We start from the raw sequence: 18,723 nt of genomic DNA, 5'->3' as shown, positions 1-18,723 counted from the left end.
GCTGGTCAGCCGTTTTCCGATAAACTCTGCCAAGGATATCTATTTCACATCTCACATACTGCTGGTGCAACGCCCAAATGCGACAAAGAACCGGGGTTTTCATACTGATTTTACTGGTTATTTTTACCGTACCGGGTTGGTTTATCTACCAACGACTGGCGGAGACCGGGCAAGCATCGGACCGGCAGGCAAAAAACACCCAACCGATTCCGGTTGAGGTGGTGACCGTTGAACAGGGCGATATTGAGCGCCAACGCACGTTTTCCGGCACCCTCCAGGCACAGGCCGAGATAGTGGTGGCCCCCAAGGTCAGCGGCCGCATCGAACAGCTGGATGCGGATCTGGCCGACATCGTCTCCCGTGACCAGGTGGTGGCCAGGCTGGACAACGATGAATATGTGCAGGATGTCCGGCAGGTGGAGGCGGAGCTGGCCGTGGCCCGGGCCAATCTGGTCGAGGCGCAGAGCCTTCTGAAGATTGCCGAGCGGGAGCTGGAGCGGGTTGAAAAATTGCGTCAGCGCGGCGTCAGTTCCGAATCCCAACGGGATGCCGCCAAGGCCGATCAACTGGCAAAACAGGCCCATGTCGAGGTGACACGGGCACAGGTTACCCGTGCCGAGTCGGCACTGGAGAGCGCTCGTATCCGGCTCGGTTACACCACCGTCACCGCCAGTTGGCGGGGCGACAGTGAACAGCGGGTGGTAGCGGAGCGTTATGTCGATGAAGGCGAAACCGTCAGCGCCAATACACCGCTGCTGCGCATCGTGGAACTCAACCCGATCACCGTGGTGTTCTTTGTCACGGAACGGGATTACGCCCTGCTGCAACAGGGACAGAATGCCAGCCTGACCACCGACGCCTATCCCGGAGAATCCTTTGGCGGCACCGTGGTTCGCATCGCCCCGGTATTTCGTGAAAGCACCCGCCAGGCGCAGGTGGAATTGCGGGTAAAAAATCCCCTGCTGAGACTCAAACCGGGCATGTTTGTGCGCGTCACGGTGACCCTGGAACAGGCGCACGACGCCACCATCGTACCCGAACAGGCGCTGATTACCCGGGATGGCAGGAGCGGTGTATTTGTCGTCTCCGCTGACGGCAAAACAGTCAACTGGCGGCCGGTGACGCTGGGTATACAGCAAGGCAGCCGGGTGCAGGTCATGGGAGAACCGCTCACCGGGCGGGTGGTGGTTCTGGGTCAGCAACTGCTGGACGATGGCTCAGCCATCCGTGTCGCAGAGAAACAGGCGGGAATCCGTCCATGAACCTGGCCCGCACAAGCGTACGCCGCCCGGTCTTCACCAGCATGCTGGCGCTGATCGTGGTGGTGCTGGGTGCGGTTGCCCTGAGCCGTCTGCAGATCGATCTGCTGCCCAGCATCGAGCTACCCACCCTCACCGTCCGTACCGAGTACGAAGGGGCCGATCCGATTGTCATGGAGCGGCTGGTCACCCAGATTGTCGAGGAGATCGTCGCCACCGTGCCGGGTGTGGAGGAGATGACTTCCACCTCTTACGAGGGCAACAGCCGGGTACGGGTCAGTTTCGGCTGGGGCAGTGATATCGATACCGCTGCTATTGACGTACAGGCCACCCTGGAGGACGAGGTCAGTGAACTGCCGGACGATATTGTCGGTCCCCGGGTGAGTAAATTCGACGTGGACAGCTATCCGGTGGTAATCCTCGGTATCTCCAGCAAGCTGGACCCGGTGGAGCTGACCCAGATTATCGAACAGCAGATCCGCTACCGTTTCGCCCGGGTTCCCGGCGTGGCCCAAGTGGACCCCTGGGGGGGCTTCAATCGTGAAGTACGGGTAGAGCTGGACCCGGTCAAACTGAATGCACTGGGACTGCCCCTGAATGACATACTGTCAGCCATCCGGGACGCCAATCTGGATCTTCCGGCCGGCAAGCTCGAACAGGGCCGCTATCAGATCACCCTGCGCGCCCCGGCCGAGTTCAGCGACCTGGAACAGATTCGCAATACCGTCGTGGGTCAGCGCGAAGGCGCGGTAATCACCCTGGGACAGATCGCCAAGATCCGCGACACTTATGAAAAACTGACCCGCATTATCCGGGTCAACGGCGAGCAAGGGGTGCGCATCGCCATCCGCAAGCAGTCCGGCGCCAACACCGTGGAGGTGGCACGCCGGGTGCTGGACGAGGTGGCGGAGGTCAACCAGGCCTTTCCCCAAATCCGCATCACGCCGGTGATCAATCAGGGCAATTTTATTGAGCGCGCCATCGCCAACGTGGCCCGCTCGGTACTGTACGGCGGTTCACTGGCGGTGCTGGTGCTGCTGTTTTTCCTGCGCAACCTGCGCAGCACCCTGGTCATTTCACTGGCAATCCCGATCTCCATGCTGGCCACGTTCGGCCTGCTCTACTTCGGTGGCTTCACTCTCAACCTGATGACCCTGGGTGGCCTGGCGCTGGGAGTGGGCATGATGGTGGACAGCTCCGTCGTAGTGCTGGAGAACATCTTCAGACGCCAGCAGGAGACCGGGGAGTCCCCCGCCACCGCCGCAGTCAAGGGGACCGGCGAGGTCGCCTCGGCAGTCATCGCCGGCACAGTCACCACCCTGGTTATATTCCTGCCGTTGATCTTCCTACGGGGTGTCTCCGGGGTACTGTTCAAGGAACTCGCCTACGTCATCATGTTCTCCCTGTTCTGTTCCCTGCTGGTCTCCCTCAGCCTGGTGCCGATGCTCGGCTCCCGCCTGCTCAAACAGCAACCCGTGGCCACCGGCAGCAGTTGGCGGGCACGTCTGGCAGCCCGCGCCGGGGCCGGCTTCGAGACAATGGAGAACGGCTATCACACCCTGCTCACGACGGTACTTCACCAGCGCTCTATCACCATCCTCTCCGCCCTGATCATTTTCACTGCCAGCCTGTTCCTGGCGCCATTGATCGGCACCGAGTTCATGCCCCCCAGCGATGAAGGCGAGGTCAGAATCAGCGGCGAGATGGAGGTCGGTACCCGCCTGGACCTGATTGACCAGCAGACCCGCCTGATGGAAGAGATCGTCTATAGCGCGGTGCCGGAAAGCGTCTCTTCGGTGGTCAGCGTGGTGACTTCCGGCTCCCGCGGCAGTTCCAAGGCCACCGGTGAGATCAGTCTCTCACTGCTACCGGTCACCCAGCGCAACCGTTCCAATCAGGAGATCGCCAACGACCTGCGCAGCAAGCTGGATAATCGGATTCCCGGCATGAAGATTCGTGTACGCGCCCCTCAGGGACAATTCCTGCTGGAGCGCCTGCTGGCGAGCGTGGAAGGGGTGACCATCGAGGTGCGCGGGTACGACATTGACACACTGGTACTGCTGGCACAGCAGGTCTCAACCGCCATAGCCGACGTAACCGGTGTTACCGACATTGAACTGAGTCGCGAGGCGGGTATCCCGCAACAGGAGATCCATGTCAAACGCGACAAGATCAGCGATCTGGGACTCAGTGTGCGTGACGTGACCGAGGTGATCGAAACCGCCGTCGCCGGCTCCAAGGCGGGAGAGTTCCGGGTCGAGGGCAACGCCTATCGTATCCTGGTGCAACTGGAAGATGCGGAGAAACGTTCCCTGGATGAGATCCTTGACCTGACCCTGCGTACCCCTGGCGGCGAGATGGTGGTGCTGCGAAATCTGGTGGATAGTGCTCCGGGAGAGGGTCCGGCCACCATTGAGCGCAAGGATCAGCAGCGCCTGATTACCGTCACCGCCAACGTGGCCGACCGGGACCTCGGTTCGGTAGCAGCGGATATTCAGACCCGGCTCAACCAGATCCCGCGCCCCATGGGCTATGACCTGCTGATATCGGGCAATTTCGAAGAGCAGCAGAAGGCCTTCGGTGAACTGCTGGTCTCGCTGCTGCTGGCGCTGCTGCTGGTCTACATGGTGCTGGCATCCCAGTATGAATCACTGGGTGATCCGCTGGTGGTGATGCTGTCGGTGCCGCTGGCGGCCATCGGTGTTCTGGTAACCCTGTTTCTGACCGAAACCACCCTGAATCTGCAGTCAGCCATCGGCTGTATCATGCTCGGCGGCATCGCGGTCAACAACGCCATCCTGCTGGTGGATCAGGCCGGACAGCTACGCCGCTCCGGGCTCGATACCGACACCGCCCTGGCAGAGGCGGGACGCCGCCGGCTGCGCCCGGTACTGATGACCACCCTGACCACCATCCTGGCACTGCTGCCCCTGGCATTCGGCATCGGCGAAGGAGCCGACGCCCAGGCACCGCTGGCCCGGGCGGTGATCGGTGGGCTCAGCGTCTCCACCCTGATCACCCTGGTATTGATCCCCGCCGTCTACTCGATTTTCCACCACCAATCAGCCGTACAAAAAACAGAAGGCACTGCAGGACAAAACTCGTAACCCGCTCATCCTACTGGTTAAGCGGATGATCGTCCGGCAGCAGCTTGGAGATCCAGATAGCGAGCTTGTGCCGCATACCCGGATCGCCCAACTGATCCTTGGCGAGCGGTTGTATCTGCTTGTCGTGTACCAGCAAACGGTAAAGATACTCCACCTTCAGCTGTTGTGAATCGGTCTTCTCGAACTCCGCGGCACCCCGTTTCTCGGCATAGATCATCCCCACCCGGATCGCCTCCTTGATGAGTTCTTTTTCGTTCTTCAGCTTTTTCATAATCAAGACCTTTTCTCTTCACGCGGTATACAGATGGCGCATCCATAGCACAGCATTGTAGAACGCATCAGCCAAAGGCGTAACCCGACGATCGCCTTCCGCTATACCAGCGTGAATGCACGCCAGGCCGCCAGCAGCCCAAACAGCAGGAAAATCACACCACCGACCCGGTGCAACCAGTGCAGCGGCAGGCGCTGCAGCAGGGTCCGACCGGCCCAGACGCCCAGAGCGGAGACCAGCACCAGCGCCCCGGTGGCGCCAATCCAGACCGGCAGCGGGGCCATACTGCCGGCGAGGCCCGCCACCGCAATCTGGGTCTTGTCACCAAATTCGGCCACCAGAATCAACACCAGCGTCGTGAGGAAAATGCCATGCCCCGGTTTTTCTTGCACGGCAACCGCATCATCCTCTTCCCTGGTCAACAGGGCATGGATGCCAAAGCCGCCAAACAGTACGGCCACCACACCGGCCATTACCCGCTCCGGCATCCAGGCGGCCACACCGGCGCCGAACAGCACAGCCAACAGATTGAGTATCACAAAGGCCACGGCAGCCCCCAGGATGACCGGCCAGTGACGGTGTCGCGCCGCCAGGGTCATGCAGACCAGCTGACTCTTGTCACCGAGTTCAGCCAGGGCAATCAGGGAGAACGTGGAGAGTGAAACAGTGAATGATTCGGGAGACATCATAAAATACAGGATGACAGATAAGATTTCTTGGGGAAAATTGCTCGGATCTGCGGGCATTCTATAGCGTTTTGTTCAAGTGAGCTTCTATTACCTCCATCTTGTCCAAGTCACAGCAGACCATCCCACCTTACCCGTTATCCCATGAGAGATGTACTAAACTCTGTGATAACAACCACAATCTTGAATACAGCTATCGGGCATCTGAACAATAAGTGCACACACAAACTTGGCAAACATAGCGTAACGCCTGACAACAGCGATAGAGCCCGAAAGAGTTAACAAAGCGATCTGTTGCGAAAACAGAAATTTCGCGGGATGCCACAGATCTTCATTTGGCACGGCTTGGGTGCTTGCAGCACAGGAGGTCCAGTTTGAATCAGACCACGACATTCAGTGTGGAGTACCATCGGTTCCTGCGACCCGATGGCGAACCGGAGGGCGATCTTCCCCCGCTGGCCGACGACGCAGAGACGCTTCACGCCCTGTACAAAAACATGGTCTTTACCCGACTCTATGACGAGCGTGCCATCGCCCTGCAGCGCACCGGCCAGATCGGCACCTTCGCCTCATCCCTGGGACAGGAGGCGATAGGCGCCGGTGTCGGACACGCCATGCAGCCCGAGGATATTATCATCCCCAGTTTCCGTGAGAATGGTGCCCTGCTGTTTCGCCGCTTCCGGGTCCGGGATCTGCTGCTCTACTGGGGTGGTGATGAACGCGGCATGGCCAATCCCGATCTGGGAGACGACTTCCCCATCTGCGTACCCATCTCCACCCACACCACCCAGGCCGCCGGCGTGGCGTTCGCCATAAAATATCGCCAGCAGCCCCGGGTGGTGGTCTGCCTGCTGGGTGACGGCGGCACCTCCAAGGGGGATTTCTACGAGGCGATCAACCTGGCCGGGGCATGGAACCTGCCGCTGGTTTTTGTCATCAACAACAATCAATGGGCCATCTCGGTACCACGCAGCCTGCAAACAAAATCAGAGACCCTGGCCCAGAAGGCAATTGCCGCCGGTATTCCCGGCATCCAGATCGACGGCAACGACCCGATTGCGGTGCGCCACCATGTGGCCGAGGCGATCGAGAAGGCCCGCGGCGGCGGCGGTCCGACCGTTATCGAAGCGATCAGCTACCGCCTCTGTCATCACACCACCGCCGACGACGCTACCCGCTACCGCAGCGATGAGGAACTGGAGGCGCATCGCAAGCTGGACCCGGTACCGCGCCTGAAACGGTTCATGGAGGCACGCCAACTCTGGTCGGATGAACAGGAGAGCGTGCTGATTCGGGACTGCAAGGCGGAGATTGAGCAGGAGGTGCAGCACTACCTCGACAGCGCGCCACCGAAACCGGAGAGCATGTTTGATTGGCTCTATGCTGAACTGCCGCAGGAGTTGCACCAGCAGCGCCAATCACTGCTGGTCAGGGAGTCGAGCAATGACTGATATCACCCTGGTTGAAGCGGTCAATCTGGCCCTGATGCATGAAATGGAGCATGACCCGGAAATGGTGGTTCTGGGCCAGGATATCGGGGTCAACGGCGGCGTTTTCCGCGCCACCGTCGGTCTGCTGGAAAAATTCGGTAACGAGCGGGTACTGGACACGCCACTGGCGGAGAACATGATCGCCGGCACGGCGGTCGGCATGGCCGTTCAGGGGTTGCACCCGGTGGCGGAGATCCAGTTCATGGGCTTCATCTACCCGGCCATTGACCAGATGGTGAGCCACGCCTCACGCATGCGCAACCGCACCCGCGGACGCCTCAGCTGCCCGATGGTGCTGCGCGCACCTTACGGCGGCGGGATTCACGCCCCGGAGCACCACTCCGAGAGCACCGAGGCGATGTTTGCCCATATCCCCGGTATCCGGGTGGTGATTCCCTCCTCCCCCACCCGCGCCTACGGCCTGCTGCTGGCGGCGATTCGCGATCCCGACCCGGTGGTGTTCCTGGAACCGAAGCGGGTCTACCGCCTGATGAAACAGGCAGTGGAGGATAACGGCGAGGCGCTGCCGCTGGACACCTGTTTCGTCCTGCGACCGGGCAGTGACATCACCCTGGTCAGTTGGGGCGCCATGCTGCATGAGACCCAGCAGGCCGCCGAACAGCTTGCCGGTGAGGGTATCGATGCCGAGGTGATCGACCTGGCCACCATCAAACCGATCGACATGCAGACCATTCTCGAATCGGTCGGGCGAACCGGCCGCTGTGTCATCGTGCAGGAGGCCGCCCGTACCTGCAGTGTCAGTGCCGAGATCGCCGCCCGACTGGCCGAGGAGGGATTGATGTCCCTGTTCGCCCCTATTCGCCGGGTCACCGGTTTCGACACCGTGATGCCGATGTTCCGCCTGGAGGGGCACTACATGCCCGGCACAGAGCGCATCGTACAGGCCGTCAGACAGACCATGGAGTTCGCATGAAAAATCATCAGGAGAGTCAATTTTCACGGCCAAAGGCCGCCCGTCAGGGTGCGGCACACGACTGCATGGATGCAGGAGGTACGACCCCATGGATGGGGGAGGTAGACCGCGTCGGGAACAGGCGGTCGAGAGCAACGCAGGGAGCGGTTGCCGAGGGAGGTGCCGCATGAAACTATTCAATCTACCCGATCTGGGCGAAGGACTTCAGGAGGCGGAAATCGTCTCCTGGCAGGTCAAACCGGGTGATACCGTGGAACAGGGACAGCTACTGCTCTCGGTGGAGACCGCCAAGGCGATCGTCGAGATCCCCTCACCCGAAACGGGCATCATCGCCAAATGCTACGGGGAGGATGGCGACATCGTGCAGGTAGGCGACCCACTGGTGGAATACCGGGTCGAAGGCGAGGCCCCGGCGGCAGAACCGGTCAAGCCGGTCAGGGAGGATAGCGGCACCGTGGTCGGTGAAGTCAAGACCGGCGGCGAGGTGATCAGGGAGCGCGCCAGCGAAATTACCAGCCGCGGCGGCAGCGGCATCAAGGCCACCCCGGCCGTGCGGGCCCTGGCCAAACAACTGGATGTGGATCTCTCCATCGTCACCCCCACCGGCCCCAAGGATACGGTCACCGCCACCGACGTGCAGCGGGTGGCCAGAATCCTCGCCGAGGTCGGTCCCATGGAACTGTTGCGCGGGGTCAGGCGCTCCATGGCACGCAGCATGGCACAGGCCCACGCCGAAGTGGTCCCGGTGACTCTGTTTGACGTGGTGGACATCCAGCACTGGAAGGGGGGCGAAGACGTCACGGTGCGACTGATCCTGGCGATCCTGGCGGCCTGCGAGGCGGAGCCCTCGCTCAACGCCTGGTATGACGCCCACGCCATCGGGCGGCGCCTGTTGAAAAAGGTGCATCTGGGCATCGCCACCGATACCTCGGACGGTCTGTTTGTCCCGGTGATACCGGATGTCGGACAGTATTCCACCAGCCAACTGAGAGAAGAGCTAAACCGAATCAAACAGGCGGTCAAGGATCGCACTATTGCCCCGGACAAGTTGCGCGGCAACACCTTCACACTCTCCAACTTCGGCACCATCGCCGGCCGGCATGCCAATCCCGTTGTGGTGCCGCCCACCGTCGCTATTCTCGGCGCGGGACACAGCTACGATGCCGTTGTACCGGCAAACGGAGAACCCGCGGTACACCGACTGCTGCCGCTCTCGCTCACCTTCGACCACCGGGCGGTGACCGGTGGCGAGGCGGGACGTTTCCTGGGCGTGTTGATGAAATCGCTTGGTGAATAATTGAAAGCCTGCAAGGGAACGGCGTGACCGGAATCGGTCACGCCATGTCGTTTCCGGCCTTAGCCTTATGCCCGAAAAGTTCATCATCCAGGTCGGCACGGTTATGCAGCCACCTGGGATGATGCTTCTCGAAATCGGCGAGGATAAGCTCATACGGTACGTCACTGAAGACACCGCGTTGACCCTCGTACTCCATGTGACGATTCCCCGACTGGTCGAACTCCTGGAGCAGGGAGTCATTTCGCCCGTCAAACTCCAGCACATGCACACCGAAGCGCTGGCATAACTCCTTGTTGAAGGCCGGCGTGGCCTTGACCCACTGACCATCCAGATAGAGATCGGTATAGCTGTGCCAGGTGTAGACGTTGCCACCGATCAGTTCATCGAGTCGCTTGGACGAGAGGTGGTTGCGCACGTCGGCATATCCGACCCGTGCGGGAATGCCGATGACACGCGCACAGGCGGCCAGCAGTGCGGCCTTGGGAATACAGAAGCCGCGCCCCGTGGCCAGGCAGTCACTGGCACGAAAGTAGCGCGGGTCGGGCCCCACCCGGTAGGGATCGTAGGTGATCTCGTCGCGCACCGCCAGGTAGAGACGGACAGCGGCATCAACGGGGGCCTCGCCACTCACCCGATGGCGGTTTGTGAAATCGACGACATGTGTATTGCCAGAGTCAATTAAATCCCCGGCCTGAAGATAGTCCTCGGGTTTTTGACTGGGTTGGGACATTGGATTGGACATGCAGCGTCTCCTTTTCGAGACATCAGAGTAACCGAATACACGGCACGATTGCCAGGGTTTCGACAACATGACAGCGGGGTAATCGGTCAATGCAGAACGCTATAGAAAACAGCGGCAGCACACGATTCCCATCACTCTTATCTTCCGATGCAAGAACCATGATCTCCACGCCTGTAGTTGGAATCACTTCATCCGTTTTTAAGCGGTAGCGATTGGCCTGCAAGATTAGATAGAATCACCCAAACAGAGCTACAGGATTCAACTCGTTCATGATTACTGCGTTAAGACTATTCGGCGTAATTCTCTTGATTCTTGTAGGGTATCATTACATTAATGAACCATTAGGATTTAGTATCGCAAGCAGTATTGCCACAGCAATCTTTGCTATCTGTCTAACCGCCCTGTATCAACCATACCAGCCGGATACTGGAAATTGGATCGGCTGGGGACTGATAGGTTTTGGTTGTTTTTTTATTGCCGGTTTCAAAACATTCAGCTGGCTATTAGCCATCCCTTCATTAATGATTATTTTGGGGTATCGACTCGCCACACTGCCATTTGACTTTGGCTCATCTCGCGGGGGTGATGGTGGATCTTCATGTGGTTTCGATTCCTGTGACGGCGATGGTGGCTGCGGGGATTAGCGATGCTGTTGCGGTCCATGATTTTTTTCTTGTGTGGGTGATCCGCTTTTTTGCTCAACTGCCACTCGCGCAACAGCTCACACCGCATGTCGATGAATACAGCTTGTAATGGCCTCACCTTATCTGCTCACACAAGCGCCACCAGATGAGCCATACTGGCCAGGATAGCCAACCGTACCCTGAATGGAATTTTCAACCACCATGTCCAACACCCATCGCACCTTCTGGAGAGGCTTCCTGGATTGCAGTCCATTTATCCTGGTTGTCGCCCCCTTCGGTCTGCTGTTTGGCGTGGCGGCTGCAGAGACCGGACTTGATCTGATCCAGACGATGTCGATGACCATCCTGGTGATCGCCGGAGCCGCACAATTTACCGCGCTGGCACTGATTGATGATCACACACCAACCTTCATCGTCATTCTGGTTTCTCTGGTGGTAAACCTGCGCATGGCGATGTACTCCGCCGCGCTGGTACCCCACCTCGGCAAAGCGCCGCTCAAAACCCGCATGCTGGCATCCTATTTCATGGTCGACCAGACGTTTGCGGTTTCGATCAGGCAGTACGAACACACCCCCCAGTGGCCGATAAAAGAGAAGCTGGCTTACTATTTTGGTGCTGCAACCAGCATCTGCCCATTCTGGTACGGATTCTCCCTGCTGGGCGCACTGATCGGCAAGGCGATCCCGGAGTCCTATGCACTCGACTTTGCTATCCCGATCTGCTTTATCTCACTGGTCGCACCGATGTTGCGCAGTCTTCCCCACCTGGCCGCCGCACTGGTATCGATCACCATGGCTTTGCTACTGGCCTGGATGCCTTACAACCTGTGGTTACTGGTGGCTGCTGTGGCGGCGATGATGGCCGGCGCGCGCACCGAGCTGTGGTTGAAGGAGCGCCAGACATGAGCCCGGACAGTGGTACTATCTGGATCGTCATCATCGGCCTCGGCATAGGCACCTATCTTATCCGCTTCTCCTTTCTCGGTCTGATCGGCGGGCGCCCGCTGCCGGAATGGCTGCTGCATCATCTACGTTATGTCGCGGTCGGTGTCCTCCCCGCATTGATCACCCCACTGGTGATCTGGCCACATGCCACCGGTGGTCAGCCCGAACCCTCCCGCCTGCTTGCGGCATTGGCAGTGCTGGTCGTCGGCGTCTGGTCGAACAACGTGATCGGTGCCATCGCCGCAGGTATGGCAACGTTGTACGGCGTACAGTTTATTATCGGGTCAATGTAGAAGCGTAAGATGGATGGAGCCAGTAGGGTGTCCCTCCAAAAAACGGTTACGACGAGTTGCGGTGTTTTCGTCTCCATTCATCCCAATTGCTTTTCTTATAACTATCACGTCAAAACCTGACACCGTTGTTTTCGTCGCCGGTATCTGTCTATGCTTCATGCGAGTCCAGCTCTGTCGGCTCAACGCACCCTGACCAAAACCCGAATGCATCGTGAATAACGATACCTAACGGCTCGGCAAAGGAGGTCATCTCGGGGATTCGTTCGATGAGTCGCTCCCGAATCAGTTCAACAAAGAGCATCGTGGTGGCCGCCCGAATCTCGCCGTCAGTGTCCTCGTTGAAGCCCAGTTCGTTTAGCCGTGGGATCCATTCCTGCATCTCAGTGCCCATCTCCTCACTCACCTTGACTACCTCCAGATCATCCTCAAGCACCCCTATCCCCGTGCCGAGATCGAGCAAAAAATCGAGTAAGTGCTGATGGGACTCGTGAGCGAGGGATATCTCTTCCTCCTCGGTGAGGTCGGCGTTCTGATCTATCGAGTGAAGTACAGAGATGCCGGAGTACTCTTGCCAGTCGTTGAATACGTGGTCTGAGAAATAGATTGGGCGTCCTCGGAGCCAACGCGCTCCGTAGGTGCGCAATCGCTCGGCGACCCTGGCCCCAAACACCAGCTGGCCATTGAATTCTCGAAGAATACCGGCACGTAGTGCCAGGCGCAGGTTCTTTTTTGTCCACGGCCGCCTCTGGTGTCGCGGGTGGGTCCAAGATCGCTCGAAGATCTCTATGAGTCGCCGGAGACTGCGCCGATACGAGCCCCGTACAGAAAAATCAACTAGATGGAGATGGCGCAGCGCGCGGGGTACATCACACTCCTTTTTAAGCAGGGGGATAAGCTTGGACCGACCTTCCCGCTCACCGTGGGCAAGAGCCTGATTAATCTCGTACTGCACCCATTTCGAGTCAACAGAGTCGGGAGTGAGCACAACGATCACGAAGTCGTTATCGGAAATGGCATTATCGAGTTGTTGTTTCCAGCGCACAGCCGGTTGGAGCGCAGCCTCGTCTAACCATACTGTCGCACCATGTCGCTTCAGATCCTCGGAAAGACGGCGAGCGAAGGCCTTGTCTTGGGAGCTGTGAGACAGGAACACACGAGCATTGGGTATCACCAGCAACCTCCTCAGACAGTCCGGCGCCTGTCTTCACTCCATCGATTCAGAAAGGGAGCGTCTGACCCTGATATAAACCCTTCCGGGAACCGCCCACCACTTCACTTATCGCAAGGTGGACAGGCTCTCTTCGGCAACTTCACGAACATCTGCGTTCTCGTCATGGAGCAGCTTCCGGACGAACTCCCGGGCGTTGCTGCTATGAGTCAGCGCCAGATAGTGGCAGGCATCACCACGCACCCTGGGGTCGGCGTGTTGCGTCAGCTTGCCCAGTTGCGGTATGTATTCCTGCAACAGTGATCGGCCTTCATACTCCTCCATAATCACGCCGATCCCGAGGCGCACATTGAGTTTTTCGTCTGCAAAGTCCAGCAGTTCGATTACCCGCGCCATTACGCCAGCGTCCTTGGCAATCATGGTCAATACCCGTTCCACTTCGCCTTCGGCCAACATGGTCTCGATATAGTCCCGAACCCCCTCGTGTGTCGCAGACGTTTGTGCCCACTGCCGAAACTCCGCCAGACTGCGTTGCCCGGTGAGTTCAAACGGACCGATACGCACCCAGGGCACCGAGTGCACACCCAGTTGCCGTGCGACCTCGGGGCGCTGCTCCAAATTAATCACTTCAAGCTTCCCCAGCACACCCTGTTTCACCAGTTCGGCAAGGCTGTTCAACACCGACGGACAATGCGCGCAATGTGTGCTCAGCAACATCAATGCGTCAGGTGCCTGGCTTTCGCTAATTTCATTGCTCATACGATTCATAAATATTTAGAAGGAATTGCCACGATATTCATAGGGAGAAATCTTGCCGTCTATCTTAACTTGCTTTCGCTAACAGCGGCATCATATTAAAAACGGTCTTGTACTGAGGACCAAAAAAACATTGCCGCCACACCCGATTATAGATTGATGAATCGGATAGAAACTCCCCTGAAATAAACAGACTTACCGTAGGGATGATTCTGAAGAGCCACGTGATAGCTCTCGGGCCTTGCTGCGCAGTCCGTCCAGAATAGTCGCTATGCTGTTCCACCTGCCGATCCTGAGAGCACCCATCCGCACAAAACATGCTAACTTAATTGTAGTGCATGCAATCAACCTGACAGGTGATAAAGGGACTCGGCGCGACTCCATTGATTTTACGGGCGCGGTGAACCGGTAAAACCGGAGACAACCGTTCGTTCGCCGAAGCATGGCATTTTGATACACTAAAAACTCGCAGTTAGTATTAAAAGCTCGTATGAAACTTTGCGCCAACCAGTCTCAACCATTTGTGTGATAAATAGAAAAATATCTCCAAACACTCAGAGCCAACAGAATTGGCGGCAGCTAGCGGGGCAGATGAAAAGACAGAAGGTATTTCACTACTGGATACCGATGCTGGGGAGGTAAGAATCGAGCAACGATGCTGTTGCCAAGCAAGTAGTATACTTTGATAGTCAAGGAGCCAACATGACCGATCACATGCCAGATGACTTGTCCGCTACCGGCCGCGACTTGCGCGCCTACACCGACGAGTTGAGACCCAAGCATCCAGTGATCAGAAACGTTGCCGGCGAATGGGTGTTACTCAGGCATGCCGACGTCGTCGCCGCGGCCCTGGATCACGAGCGGTTCTCCAGCAGAGTCTCTCGCTACCTGCAGGTTCCCAACGGATTTGACGGTGAGGAACACACCCGCTATAGAGAAGTTATCGAGCGGCACCTTGGCCATGACGCCCTGGAACCGTTTATACCCGTCTTCGAAAGTGTTGCAGCCCAACTGATGGCAGAATTGCCCAGGGGCTCGGTGCTGGACGCCGTAAGCGACATCGGCGCCGTGTTCGCTGTACGTGCCCAGTGTGAATGGCTGGGTTGGCCTGCCGAGTTGGAACCACGACTGCTGGAGTGGATGGCGGAGAACCACGCAGCGACACGCTCCGGGGACCATGCCTGGATGGTGAACGTTGCCGAACAATTCGACAAGATCATTCTCTCGGTCATACTGCCCCGCCGTGCAACGGAAGGCAACGCTCCCGATGACGTGACCACCCGGCTTTGCCACGAGGTGGTGGATGGGCGGTTGCTGACGGAGACGGAACTAGTGTCGATCCTGCGCAACTGGACCGGAGGCGACCTGGGATCTATCGCGCTATGTGTCGGCGTACTCGTGGCCCATGTCGCTCAGCAACCAGAACTTGCAGAGCGGTTACGTACTGCCTCGGACAACGAAGTGGAAGCGGTCATCGATGAGGTTTTGCGCCTCGACGACCCGTTTGTGTCTAATCGGCGCATCACCACGTGCCCGGTGCAGATCGGGGGTCAGGATATCCCGAGCGGTGCCCGGGTTAAGCTGAACTGGACCTCGGCCAACCGCGATGAGGCGGTCTTCGACAACAACCGGTTTGATCCCGAGAGGAACGCGGCAGCAAACCTTGTCTACGGGATTGGGAAACACGTTTGTCCGGGGCGGCTGCTGGCCACCTGGGAACTACGCATTGCTTTGCAGGCACTGCTGGCATCGGTGCAGACCATCAAGCTGGCGCCCGACCAACAACCAGAGAGGGAAGTGGCGCCCGTGGGTGGGTACCATCGGGTGCCGGTGATATTCCTCTAGTGCGTGGTCAGGTATTACGGTGAAAGTCTGATTACAAAACTCAACCATTCAGCAGTTTTGTCGGTTGGGGTTAATTTGGGGTCAGATGAAAAACTATCCGGCACCAGCCTTGCCTTTCGGGCCACGTTTCAAATTAACGACACGCCGACCAGACAACCTCTCGATCTCTTCCTTAAAACGCACACTTCCAAGCGCCATCCCCTGATCAGCGCTCCGCTGAATATCCGTCAAAACCTCCTCATCAAGTTCATAACGAAAGAGTGCCCGATATGCCTCCGATCTCTCGGCCGGCGTCTGACCCAGTGACAGGTAGAGCGGGTGTGGAGTCCAGCAGGCTGCCGAACGACCAAGGCCATTTGATCCATAGCTTGACCAGCGATAATCACCCGGAAACATCACCATACCGGCTCTCACAGGGTTCAACTCAATATATCGCTGGCAGAGAAGCAAATAGTCCTCAGCATCGACCACACAGGATTTGAAGCGCCCCTCCCATAGTGTGCCACTGCGTCTGTAAGTGTAGTTGAAGTAACGTACATAACGTCGGCCAAGTGACTGCATCAATGACGAGACCCCGTCAACAGTCGCCGGAGTAACCAGCAGGTGAACATGGTTTGTCATGAATACCCATGCATGTATCGCCACATCAAATTGCCTGGCGTACTCCTTCAGCCAGTGCGCATATGCGGCAAAGTCCTCGTCCGAGCCGAAACAAGCCTGGCGGTTGTTGCCGCGCTGAATGACGTGTTGCGGAATGCCTGGGAGGCGTATCCTGGGTAAACGAGCCATAGATCATCCTTGATCGTGAGTGAAGTATAGAGCGGCAGTATATCTGAACCTACATGTACGAGATCAAGTTTCTCATCTGACCCCAAATGTTTTAGCTTTCCAACCAGACCGGCCTGCTGTTTAACAGATAACTATAGCAAATAAGTGACTCCAACTTACTTCAGTAATTTACGCATTTACACATTAAACTCTACGTTATCCACCTGCTCACTCCTGTCGGCATCCATTAAACAAAATCAACTCGACAAAGGTAACAATAGTGATTCCGTGGGTTAGTCAATTCCCGACACCCCATTTATTATCGAGATGAATTCAACGGATCGGTGCAACACCGTTTAAAGTTTTTCAGAGGAAGTTTTTCTGATAAGTCAGGTAGGTTCGGGGTCAGCGTTTTTTTGAGCGAGCCTTTTCGACATTTCATGACGTACGTACCTGAAACCAAGCTCTTCATAGAACTGTAGCGCTGCCTGATTTCGGGACCATACATTAAATTCCAGTATTCCCAATTTCCGATCCAGCGCCCAATTTTCGATTGCCCGTATTAAAGTTCGCCCAAATCCTTCTCTCCGACAACTTTCCTTTATGCATATTTCATAGATAAACGCGACGGGCAATTCGATAGCCGGGCCACCTTCGTGCATGCGTTCCGCGATCCACGCACAACCGATTACCGTACCCGCATCCTCAAGGAGAAGAATTTCCTGTTTTTCATCTTTGAGTATCTGCAGGTATTGATCATTGCCCAGATATATCTCGACTCGCCTGATCAGCTCCGGTTCAATTTCAGAATGCAACGCATTGAGCTCTCGCAGTAAGCCCTCGATGCTCGAGTAATCTTCAGCGGTAGCTATTCGTACATGCATGGATTTTAGTCCTGAGCAATGGTGATCTAATTAATGATTAATATAATTAATCACTCTGATCCCTTTTATCTTGACCCCGTTGATCTCATTTTATGGCTTGTTTTCATGCACTTTCATTATTGTTGTGTTGCATAAATCATCACCGCGATACCCGCCGATGTGAGAACAAGCGAAATGATATTTTTTGTTTTCTTTGTTTTGATTACTGTGTATGCCATGCCCATATTAATGCTGGATAGCGGGCCATAGCGTTCATTGTCTTTTTTATAAGAAGCGGGATCAAGCCTAACAAACATGAGGCCGATTCCCGCAACAATAAGAATTAATCCGTAAAATGCAAAGATCAAACTGTCAGCACTCATATATTATCTTCTTGTATCCTAACAGTTGATTACCCAGCAAATTCGCAAAACCAATTGCAATACTGGACTTATTGTTCTATGCATTATCCTGCCTTTCTTGATCAATTTGACTCTTCCGGGATACTGCATCAGGGCAATATTCAACATCCACCAATCGGATATTTTAAATTCTCAACAAGTTACCAAACAAAGCATGACAGATGAAATAATTTCTTCACGGCACTGGACGAGTGTTGTTTAAGGGATAGGTGATATTGTTTTCTGTCAACGAAGGCTGAAATGGGGTGATAAGGAAAATCAATGGAATCAGAGTCATTGGTCCGGGGGTATTCAGGACGTAATGCGGGTTTAGCCCTCCGGTGACGTTGTCGAAGGCACAGCGAACCGCTGGTGAAGTGCCCTTATTCGTAAAACCAATGACCCCTTTATCCGCGAATCCCCTGTCACCGACCAGGCTCAGACAAACTGAAACTGCCCGACTCCTCCACGTTGATATAGGGCAGTATGCCACCTGCATCAATCCGTGCCTTGAAGCTGAAACCCAGCGTATCGCGCTGGCGGGCAAACAGATCGCTCAGCAGGCGGATGCTGCCAAACAGATTGGGACTGGCCTCGATCACGAAGTCCGCCATACCGTAACTTGGCACCTCAGGCAGATCGGCCGTGGCGCCGCTCAACACCCGGTTGCCCTCCACCTCCAGCGAGTAGCTCATGCCCCTCAGGGACAACGTCTCTCGGTTCGGATTGATCACCTGTATGCCGATATTAAAACGGGGCGCTTGCCCGGCGGCGGATTCCGGCGCCAGGGCAAACGAGGTGATATTCACCTGGGGCTTTTCATAACCGGGCATCATGCCGGCACAACCGGAAAGCAACAGGGAGACCAACAGCAACAGCCCTAAAGGTAAAGTAATACGCATAATTTTTTCCAATAACAGTCCAAGTTAAGAGGGGCAAAGCCCTTTAAGGCCCCACACCTATTCTGGATCAACGCATACCTGGCATAATGGCCATCATCTTTTGATCGATATTCGTCTTCACCACTGCTCATCTTTCATGTCCAACTCTCCGCTAGTGAGCGCCGCTTGTAGCGTCTCCATTGGATAGCTCTACCTCTCTCCTACGGGATCGCCTGACAGAAATCAGGCAAATTCTCTCGTTTCCGTACGTGACGACTACAGAACAGTGCTTTCACCTATACAACCTATGACAAGAAACCGGCGTTCATTGCCGGTATTGGTCTGGATTTCCAAAAGATCAGGGCCTTTCCAG

Annotated in this window: 18 protein-coding genes; 9 read left to right on the top strand and 9 right to left on the bottom strand. The window is 56.6% G+C overall.

Translation table 11 applies throughout. From position 1 onward, the window contains the following. Positions 1 to 77: 77 nt before the first annotated feature. Both A3GO_RS0108025 and A3GO_RS0108020 read left to right on the top strand, forming a co-directional pair. Positions 78 to 1,262 carry an efflux RND transporter periplasmic adaptor subunit gene (locus A3GO_RS0108025; protein WP_029132964.1) on the top strand — a complete coding sequence of 395 codons (1,185 nt, stop codon included), beginning with the start codon at positions 78 to 80 and terminating at the stop codon, positions 1,260 to 1,262. Further along, on the top strand, positions 1,259 to 4,366 hold the full coding sequence (locus A3GO_RS0108020; RefSeq protein ID WP_029132963.1) for an efflux RND transporter permease subunit: 3,108 nt from the start codon (positions 1,259 to 1,261) through the stop codon (positions 4,364 to 4,366). The genes A3GO_RS0108025 and A3GO_RS0108020 overlap by 4 nt, the downstream gene beginning before the upstream one ends. 10 nt (positions 4,367 to 4,376) lie before the next feature. Here the strand turns inward: A3GO_RS0108020 and A3GO_RS0108015 are convergent, their stop codons facing one another. After that, complete coding sequence (locus A3GO_RS0108015) at positions 4,377 to 4,637, bottom strand: DUF5062 family protein (RefSeq protein ID WP_029132962.1); 261 nt, start codon at positions 4,635 to 4,637, stop codon at positions 4,377 to 4,379. Positions 4,638 to 4,738: 101 nt separating this feature from the next. Then, on the bottom strand, positions 4,739 to 5,323 hold the full coding sequence (locus tag A3GO_RS0108010; RefSeq protein ID WP_335340019.1) for a TMEM165/GDT1 family protein: 585 nt from the start codon (positions 5,321 to 5,323) through the stop codon (positions 4,739 to 4,741). Positions 5,324 to 5,697: 374 nt separating this feature from the next. Between A3GO_RS0108010 and pdhA the strand changes: the two genes are divergently transcribed. From pdhA to A3GO_RS0107990, 3 genes are all read left to right on the top strand, one after another. Beyond that, the gene (pdhA, locus tag A3GO_RS0108005; protein ID WP_029132960.1) at positions 5,698 to 6,774 is read left to right on the top strand and encodes a pyruvate dehydrogenase (acetyl-transferring) E1 component subunit alpha; all 1,077 of its coding nucleotides are present in this window, start codon (positions 5,698 to 5,700) and stop codon (positions 6,772 to 6,774) included. Beyond that, positions 6,767 to 7,747, top strand: a complete 981-nt coding sequence (locus tag A3GO_RS0108000) for an alpha-ketoacid dehydrogenase subunit beta (protein ID WP_029132959.1) — start codon at positions 6,767 to 6,769, stop codon at positions 7,745 to 7,747. The genes pdhA and A3GO_RS0108000 overlap by 8 nt, the downstream gene beginning before the upstream one ends. A 166-nt stretch (positions 7,748 to 7,913) precedes the next feature. Next, on the top strand, positions 7,914 to 9,044 hold the full coding sequence (locus tag A3GO_RS0107990; RefSeq protein WP_029132958.1) for a dihydrolipoamide acetyltransferase family protein: 1,131 nt from the start codon (positions 7,914 to 7,916) through the stop codon (positions 9,042 to 9,044). 37 nt (positions 9,045 to 9,081) lie between these two features. On the opposite strand, the gene A3GO_RS23080 is transcribed toward A3GO_RS0107990, so the two are convergent. Next, positions 9,082 to 9,786 (bottom strand): transglutaminase-like domain-containing protein, encoded by a 705-nt coding sequence (locus A3GO_RS23080; protein WP_169720385.1) that lies wholly within the window; start codon positions 9,784 to 9,786, stop codon positions 9,082 to 9,084. Between the two features lie 269 nt (positions 9,787 to 10,055). Between A3GO_RS23080 and A3GO_RS26075 the strand changes: the two genes are divergently transcribed. The 3 genes from A3GO_RS26075 (at position 10,056) to A3GO_RS0107970 (ending at position 11,668) form a co-directional block, all read left to right on the top strand. Further along, positions 10,056 to 10,430 (top strand): hypothetical protein, encoded by a 375-nt coding sequence (locus A3GO_RS26075; RefSeq protein WP_157606754.1) that lies wholly within the window; start codon positions 10,056 to 10,058, stop codon positions 10,428 to 10,430. A 183-nt stretch (positions 10,431 to 10,613) separates the two neighbouring features. Beyond that, positions 10,614 to 11,336, top strand: coding sequence for an AzlC family ABC transporter permease (locus A3GO_RS0107975; protein ID WP_245621690.1), 723 nt, complete (start codon positions 10,614 to 10,616; stop codon positions 11,334 to 11,336). After that, positions 11,333 to 11,668, top strand: a complete 336-nt coding sequence (locus A3GO_RS0107970; RefSeq protein WP_029132956.1) for an AzlD domain-containing protein — start codon at positions 11,333 to 11,335, stop codon at positions 11,666 to 11,668. The genes A3GO_RS0107975 and A3GO_RS0107970 overlap by 4 nt, the downstream gene beginning before the upstream one ends. A 148-nt stretch (positions 11,669 to 11,816) precedes the next feature. On the opposite strand, the gene A3GO_RS25290 is transcribed toward A3GO_RS0107970, so the two are convergent. Together A3GO_RS25290 and A3GO_RS0107960 are read right to left on the bottom strand one after the other, a co-directional pair. Next, positions 11,817 to 12,839, bottom strand: coding sequence for a toll/interleukin-1 receptor domain-containing protein (locus A3GO_RS25290; RefSeq protein WP_029132955.1), 1,023 nt, complete (start codon positions 12,837 to 12,839; stop codon positions 11,817 to 11,819). A gap of 105 nt (positions 12,840 to 12,944) precedes the next feature. After that, on the bottom strand, positions 12,945 to 13,595 hold the full coding sequence (locus A3GO_RS0107960; protein WP_037374960.1) for a thioredoxin family protein: 651 nt from the start codon (positions 13,593 to 13,595) through the stop codon (positions 12,945 to 12,947). Between the two features lie 711 nt (positions 13,596 to 14,306). Between A3GO_RS0107960 and A3GO_RS0107955 the strand changes: the two genes are divergently transcribed. Then, a complete protein-coding gene (locus A3GO_RS0107955) occupies positions 14,307 to 15,437 on the top strand; it encodes a cytochrome P450 (RefSeq protein ID WP_029132953.1) in 1,131 nt (376 codons plus the stop codon). Between the two features lie 93 nt (positions 15,438 to 15,530). Here A3GO_RS0107955 and A3GO_RS0107950 read toward each other — a convergent pair whose 3' ends face one another. From A3GO_RS0107950 to A3GO_RS0107935, 4 genes are all read right to left on the bottom strand, one after another. Next, complete coding sequence (locus A3GO_RS0107950) at positions 15,531 to 16,226, bottom strand: transposase (RefSeq protein ID WP_029132952.1); 696 nt, start codon at positions 16,224 to 16,226, stop codon at positions 15,531 to 15,533. Between the two features lie 368 nt (positions 16,227 to 16,594). Further along, complete coding sequence (locus tag A3GO_RS23070) at positions 16,595 to 17,089, bottom strand: GNAT family N-acetyltransferase (protein ID WP_037374943.1); 495 nt, start codon at positions 17,087 to 17,089, stop codon at positions 16,595 to 16,597. Between the two features lie 116 nt (positions 17,090 to 17,205). Continuing rightward, the gene (locus A3GO_RS0107940) at positions 17,206 to 17,451 is read right to left on the bottom strand and encodes a hypothetical protein (RefSeq protein WP_029132951.1); all 246 of its coding nucleotides are present in this window, start codon (positions 17,449 to 17,451) and stop codon (positions 17,206 to 17,208) included. A gap of 443 nt (positions 17,452 to 17,894) precedes the next feature. Next, positions 17,895 to 18,371 (bottom strand): LEA/WHy family protein, encoded by a 477-nt coding sequence (locus tag A3GO_RS0107935; RefSeq protein ID WP_029132950.1) that lies wholly within the window; start codon positions 18,369 to 18,371, stop codon positions 17,895 to 17,897. Positions 18,372 to 18,723: the final 352 nt, after the last annotated feature.

Source organism: Sedimenticola selenatireducens DSM 17993 (assembly GCF_000428045.1).
Taxonomy (GTDB): Bacteria; Pseudomonadota; Gammaproteobacteria; order Chromatiales; family Chromatiaceae; genus Sedimenticola; species Sedimenticola selenatireducens.
The sequence above is the reverse complement of the archived record's forward strand: the minus strand, read 5'-3'. Positions and strand labels throughout refer to the sequence as shown.

Excerpts from the sequence above, each read along its gene's own strand:
- A3GO_RS0108025 (WP_029132964.1), top strand. The coding sequence starts at position 78 with ATGCGACAAAGAACCGGGGTTTTCATACTGATTTTACTGGTTATTTTT.
- A3GO_RS0108020 (WP_029132963.1), top strand. The coding sequence starts at position 1,259 with ATGAACCTGGCCCGCACAAGCGTACGCCGCCCGGTCTTCACCAGCATG.
- A3GO_RS0108015 (WP_029132962.1), bottom strand. The coding sequence starts at position 4,637 with ATGAAAAAGCTGAAGAACGAAAAAGAACTCATCAAGGAGGCGATCCGG.
- A3GO_RS0108010 (WP_335340019.1), bottom strand. The coding sequence starts at position 5,323 with ATGTCTCCCGAATCATTCACTGTTTCACTCTCCACGTTCTCCCTGATT.
- A3GO_RS0108000 (WP_029132959.1), top strand. The coding sequence starts at position 6,767 with ATGACTGATATCACCCTGGTTGAAGCGGTCAATCTGGCCCTGATGCAT.
- A3GO_RS0107990 (WP_029132958.1), top strand. The coding sequence starts at position 7,914 with ATGAAACTATTCAATCTACCCGATCTGGGCGAAGGACTTCAGGAGGCG.
- A3GO_RS23080 (WP_169720385.1), bottom strand. The coding sequence starts at position 9,786 with ATGTCCAATCCAATGTCCCAACCCAGTCAAAAACCCGAGGACTATCTT.
- A3GO_RS26075 (WP_157606754.1), top strand. The coding sequence starts at position 10,056 with ATGATTACTGCGTTAAGACTATTCGGCGTAATTCTCTTGATTCTTGTA.
- A3GO_RS0107975 (WP_245621690.1), top strand. The coding sequence starts at position 10,614 with ATGGAATTTTCAACCACCATGTCCAACACCCATCGCACCTTCTGGAGA.
- A3GO_RS0107970 (WP_029132956.1), top strand. The coding sequence starts at position 11,333 with ATGAGCCCGGACAGTGGTACTATCTGGATCGTCATCATCGGCCTCGGC.
- A3GO_RS0107960 (WP_037374960.1), bottom strand. The coding sequence starts at position 13,595 with ATGAGCAATGAAATTAGCGAAAGCCAGGCACCTGACGCATTGATGTTG.
- A3GO_RS0107955 (WP_029132953.1), top strand. The coding sequence starts at position 14,307 with ATGCCAGATGACTTGTCCGCTACCGGCCGCGACTTGCGCGCCTACACC.
- A3GO_RS0107950 (WP_029132952.1), bottom strand. The coding sequence starts at position 16,226 with ATGGCTCGTTTACCCAGGATACGCCTCCCAGGCATTCCGCAACACGTC.
- A3GO_RS23070 (WP_037374943.1), bottom strand. The coding sequence starts at position 17,089 with ATGCATGTACGAATAGCTACCGCTGAAGATTACTCGAGCATCGAGGGC.
- A3GO_RS0107940 (WP_029132951.1), bottom strand. The coding sequence starts at position 17,451 with ATGAGTGCTGACAGTTTGATCTTTGCATTTTACGGATTAATTCTTATT.
- A3GO_RS0107935 (WP_029132950.1), bottom strand. The coding sequence starts at position 18,371 with ATGCGTATTACTTTACCTTTAGGGCTGTTGCTGTTGGTCTCCCTGTTG.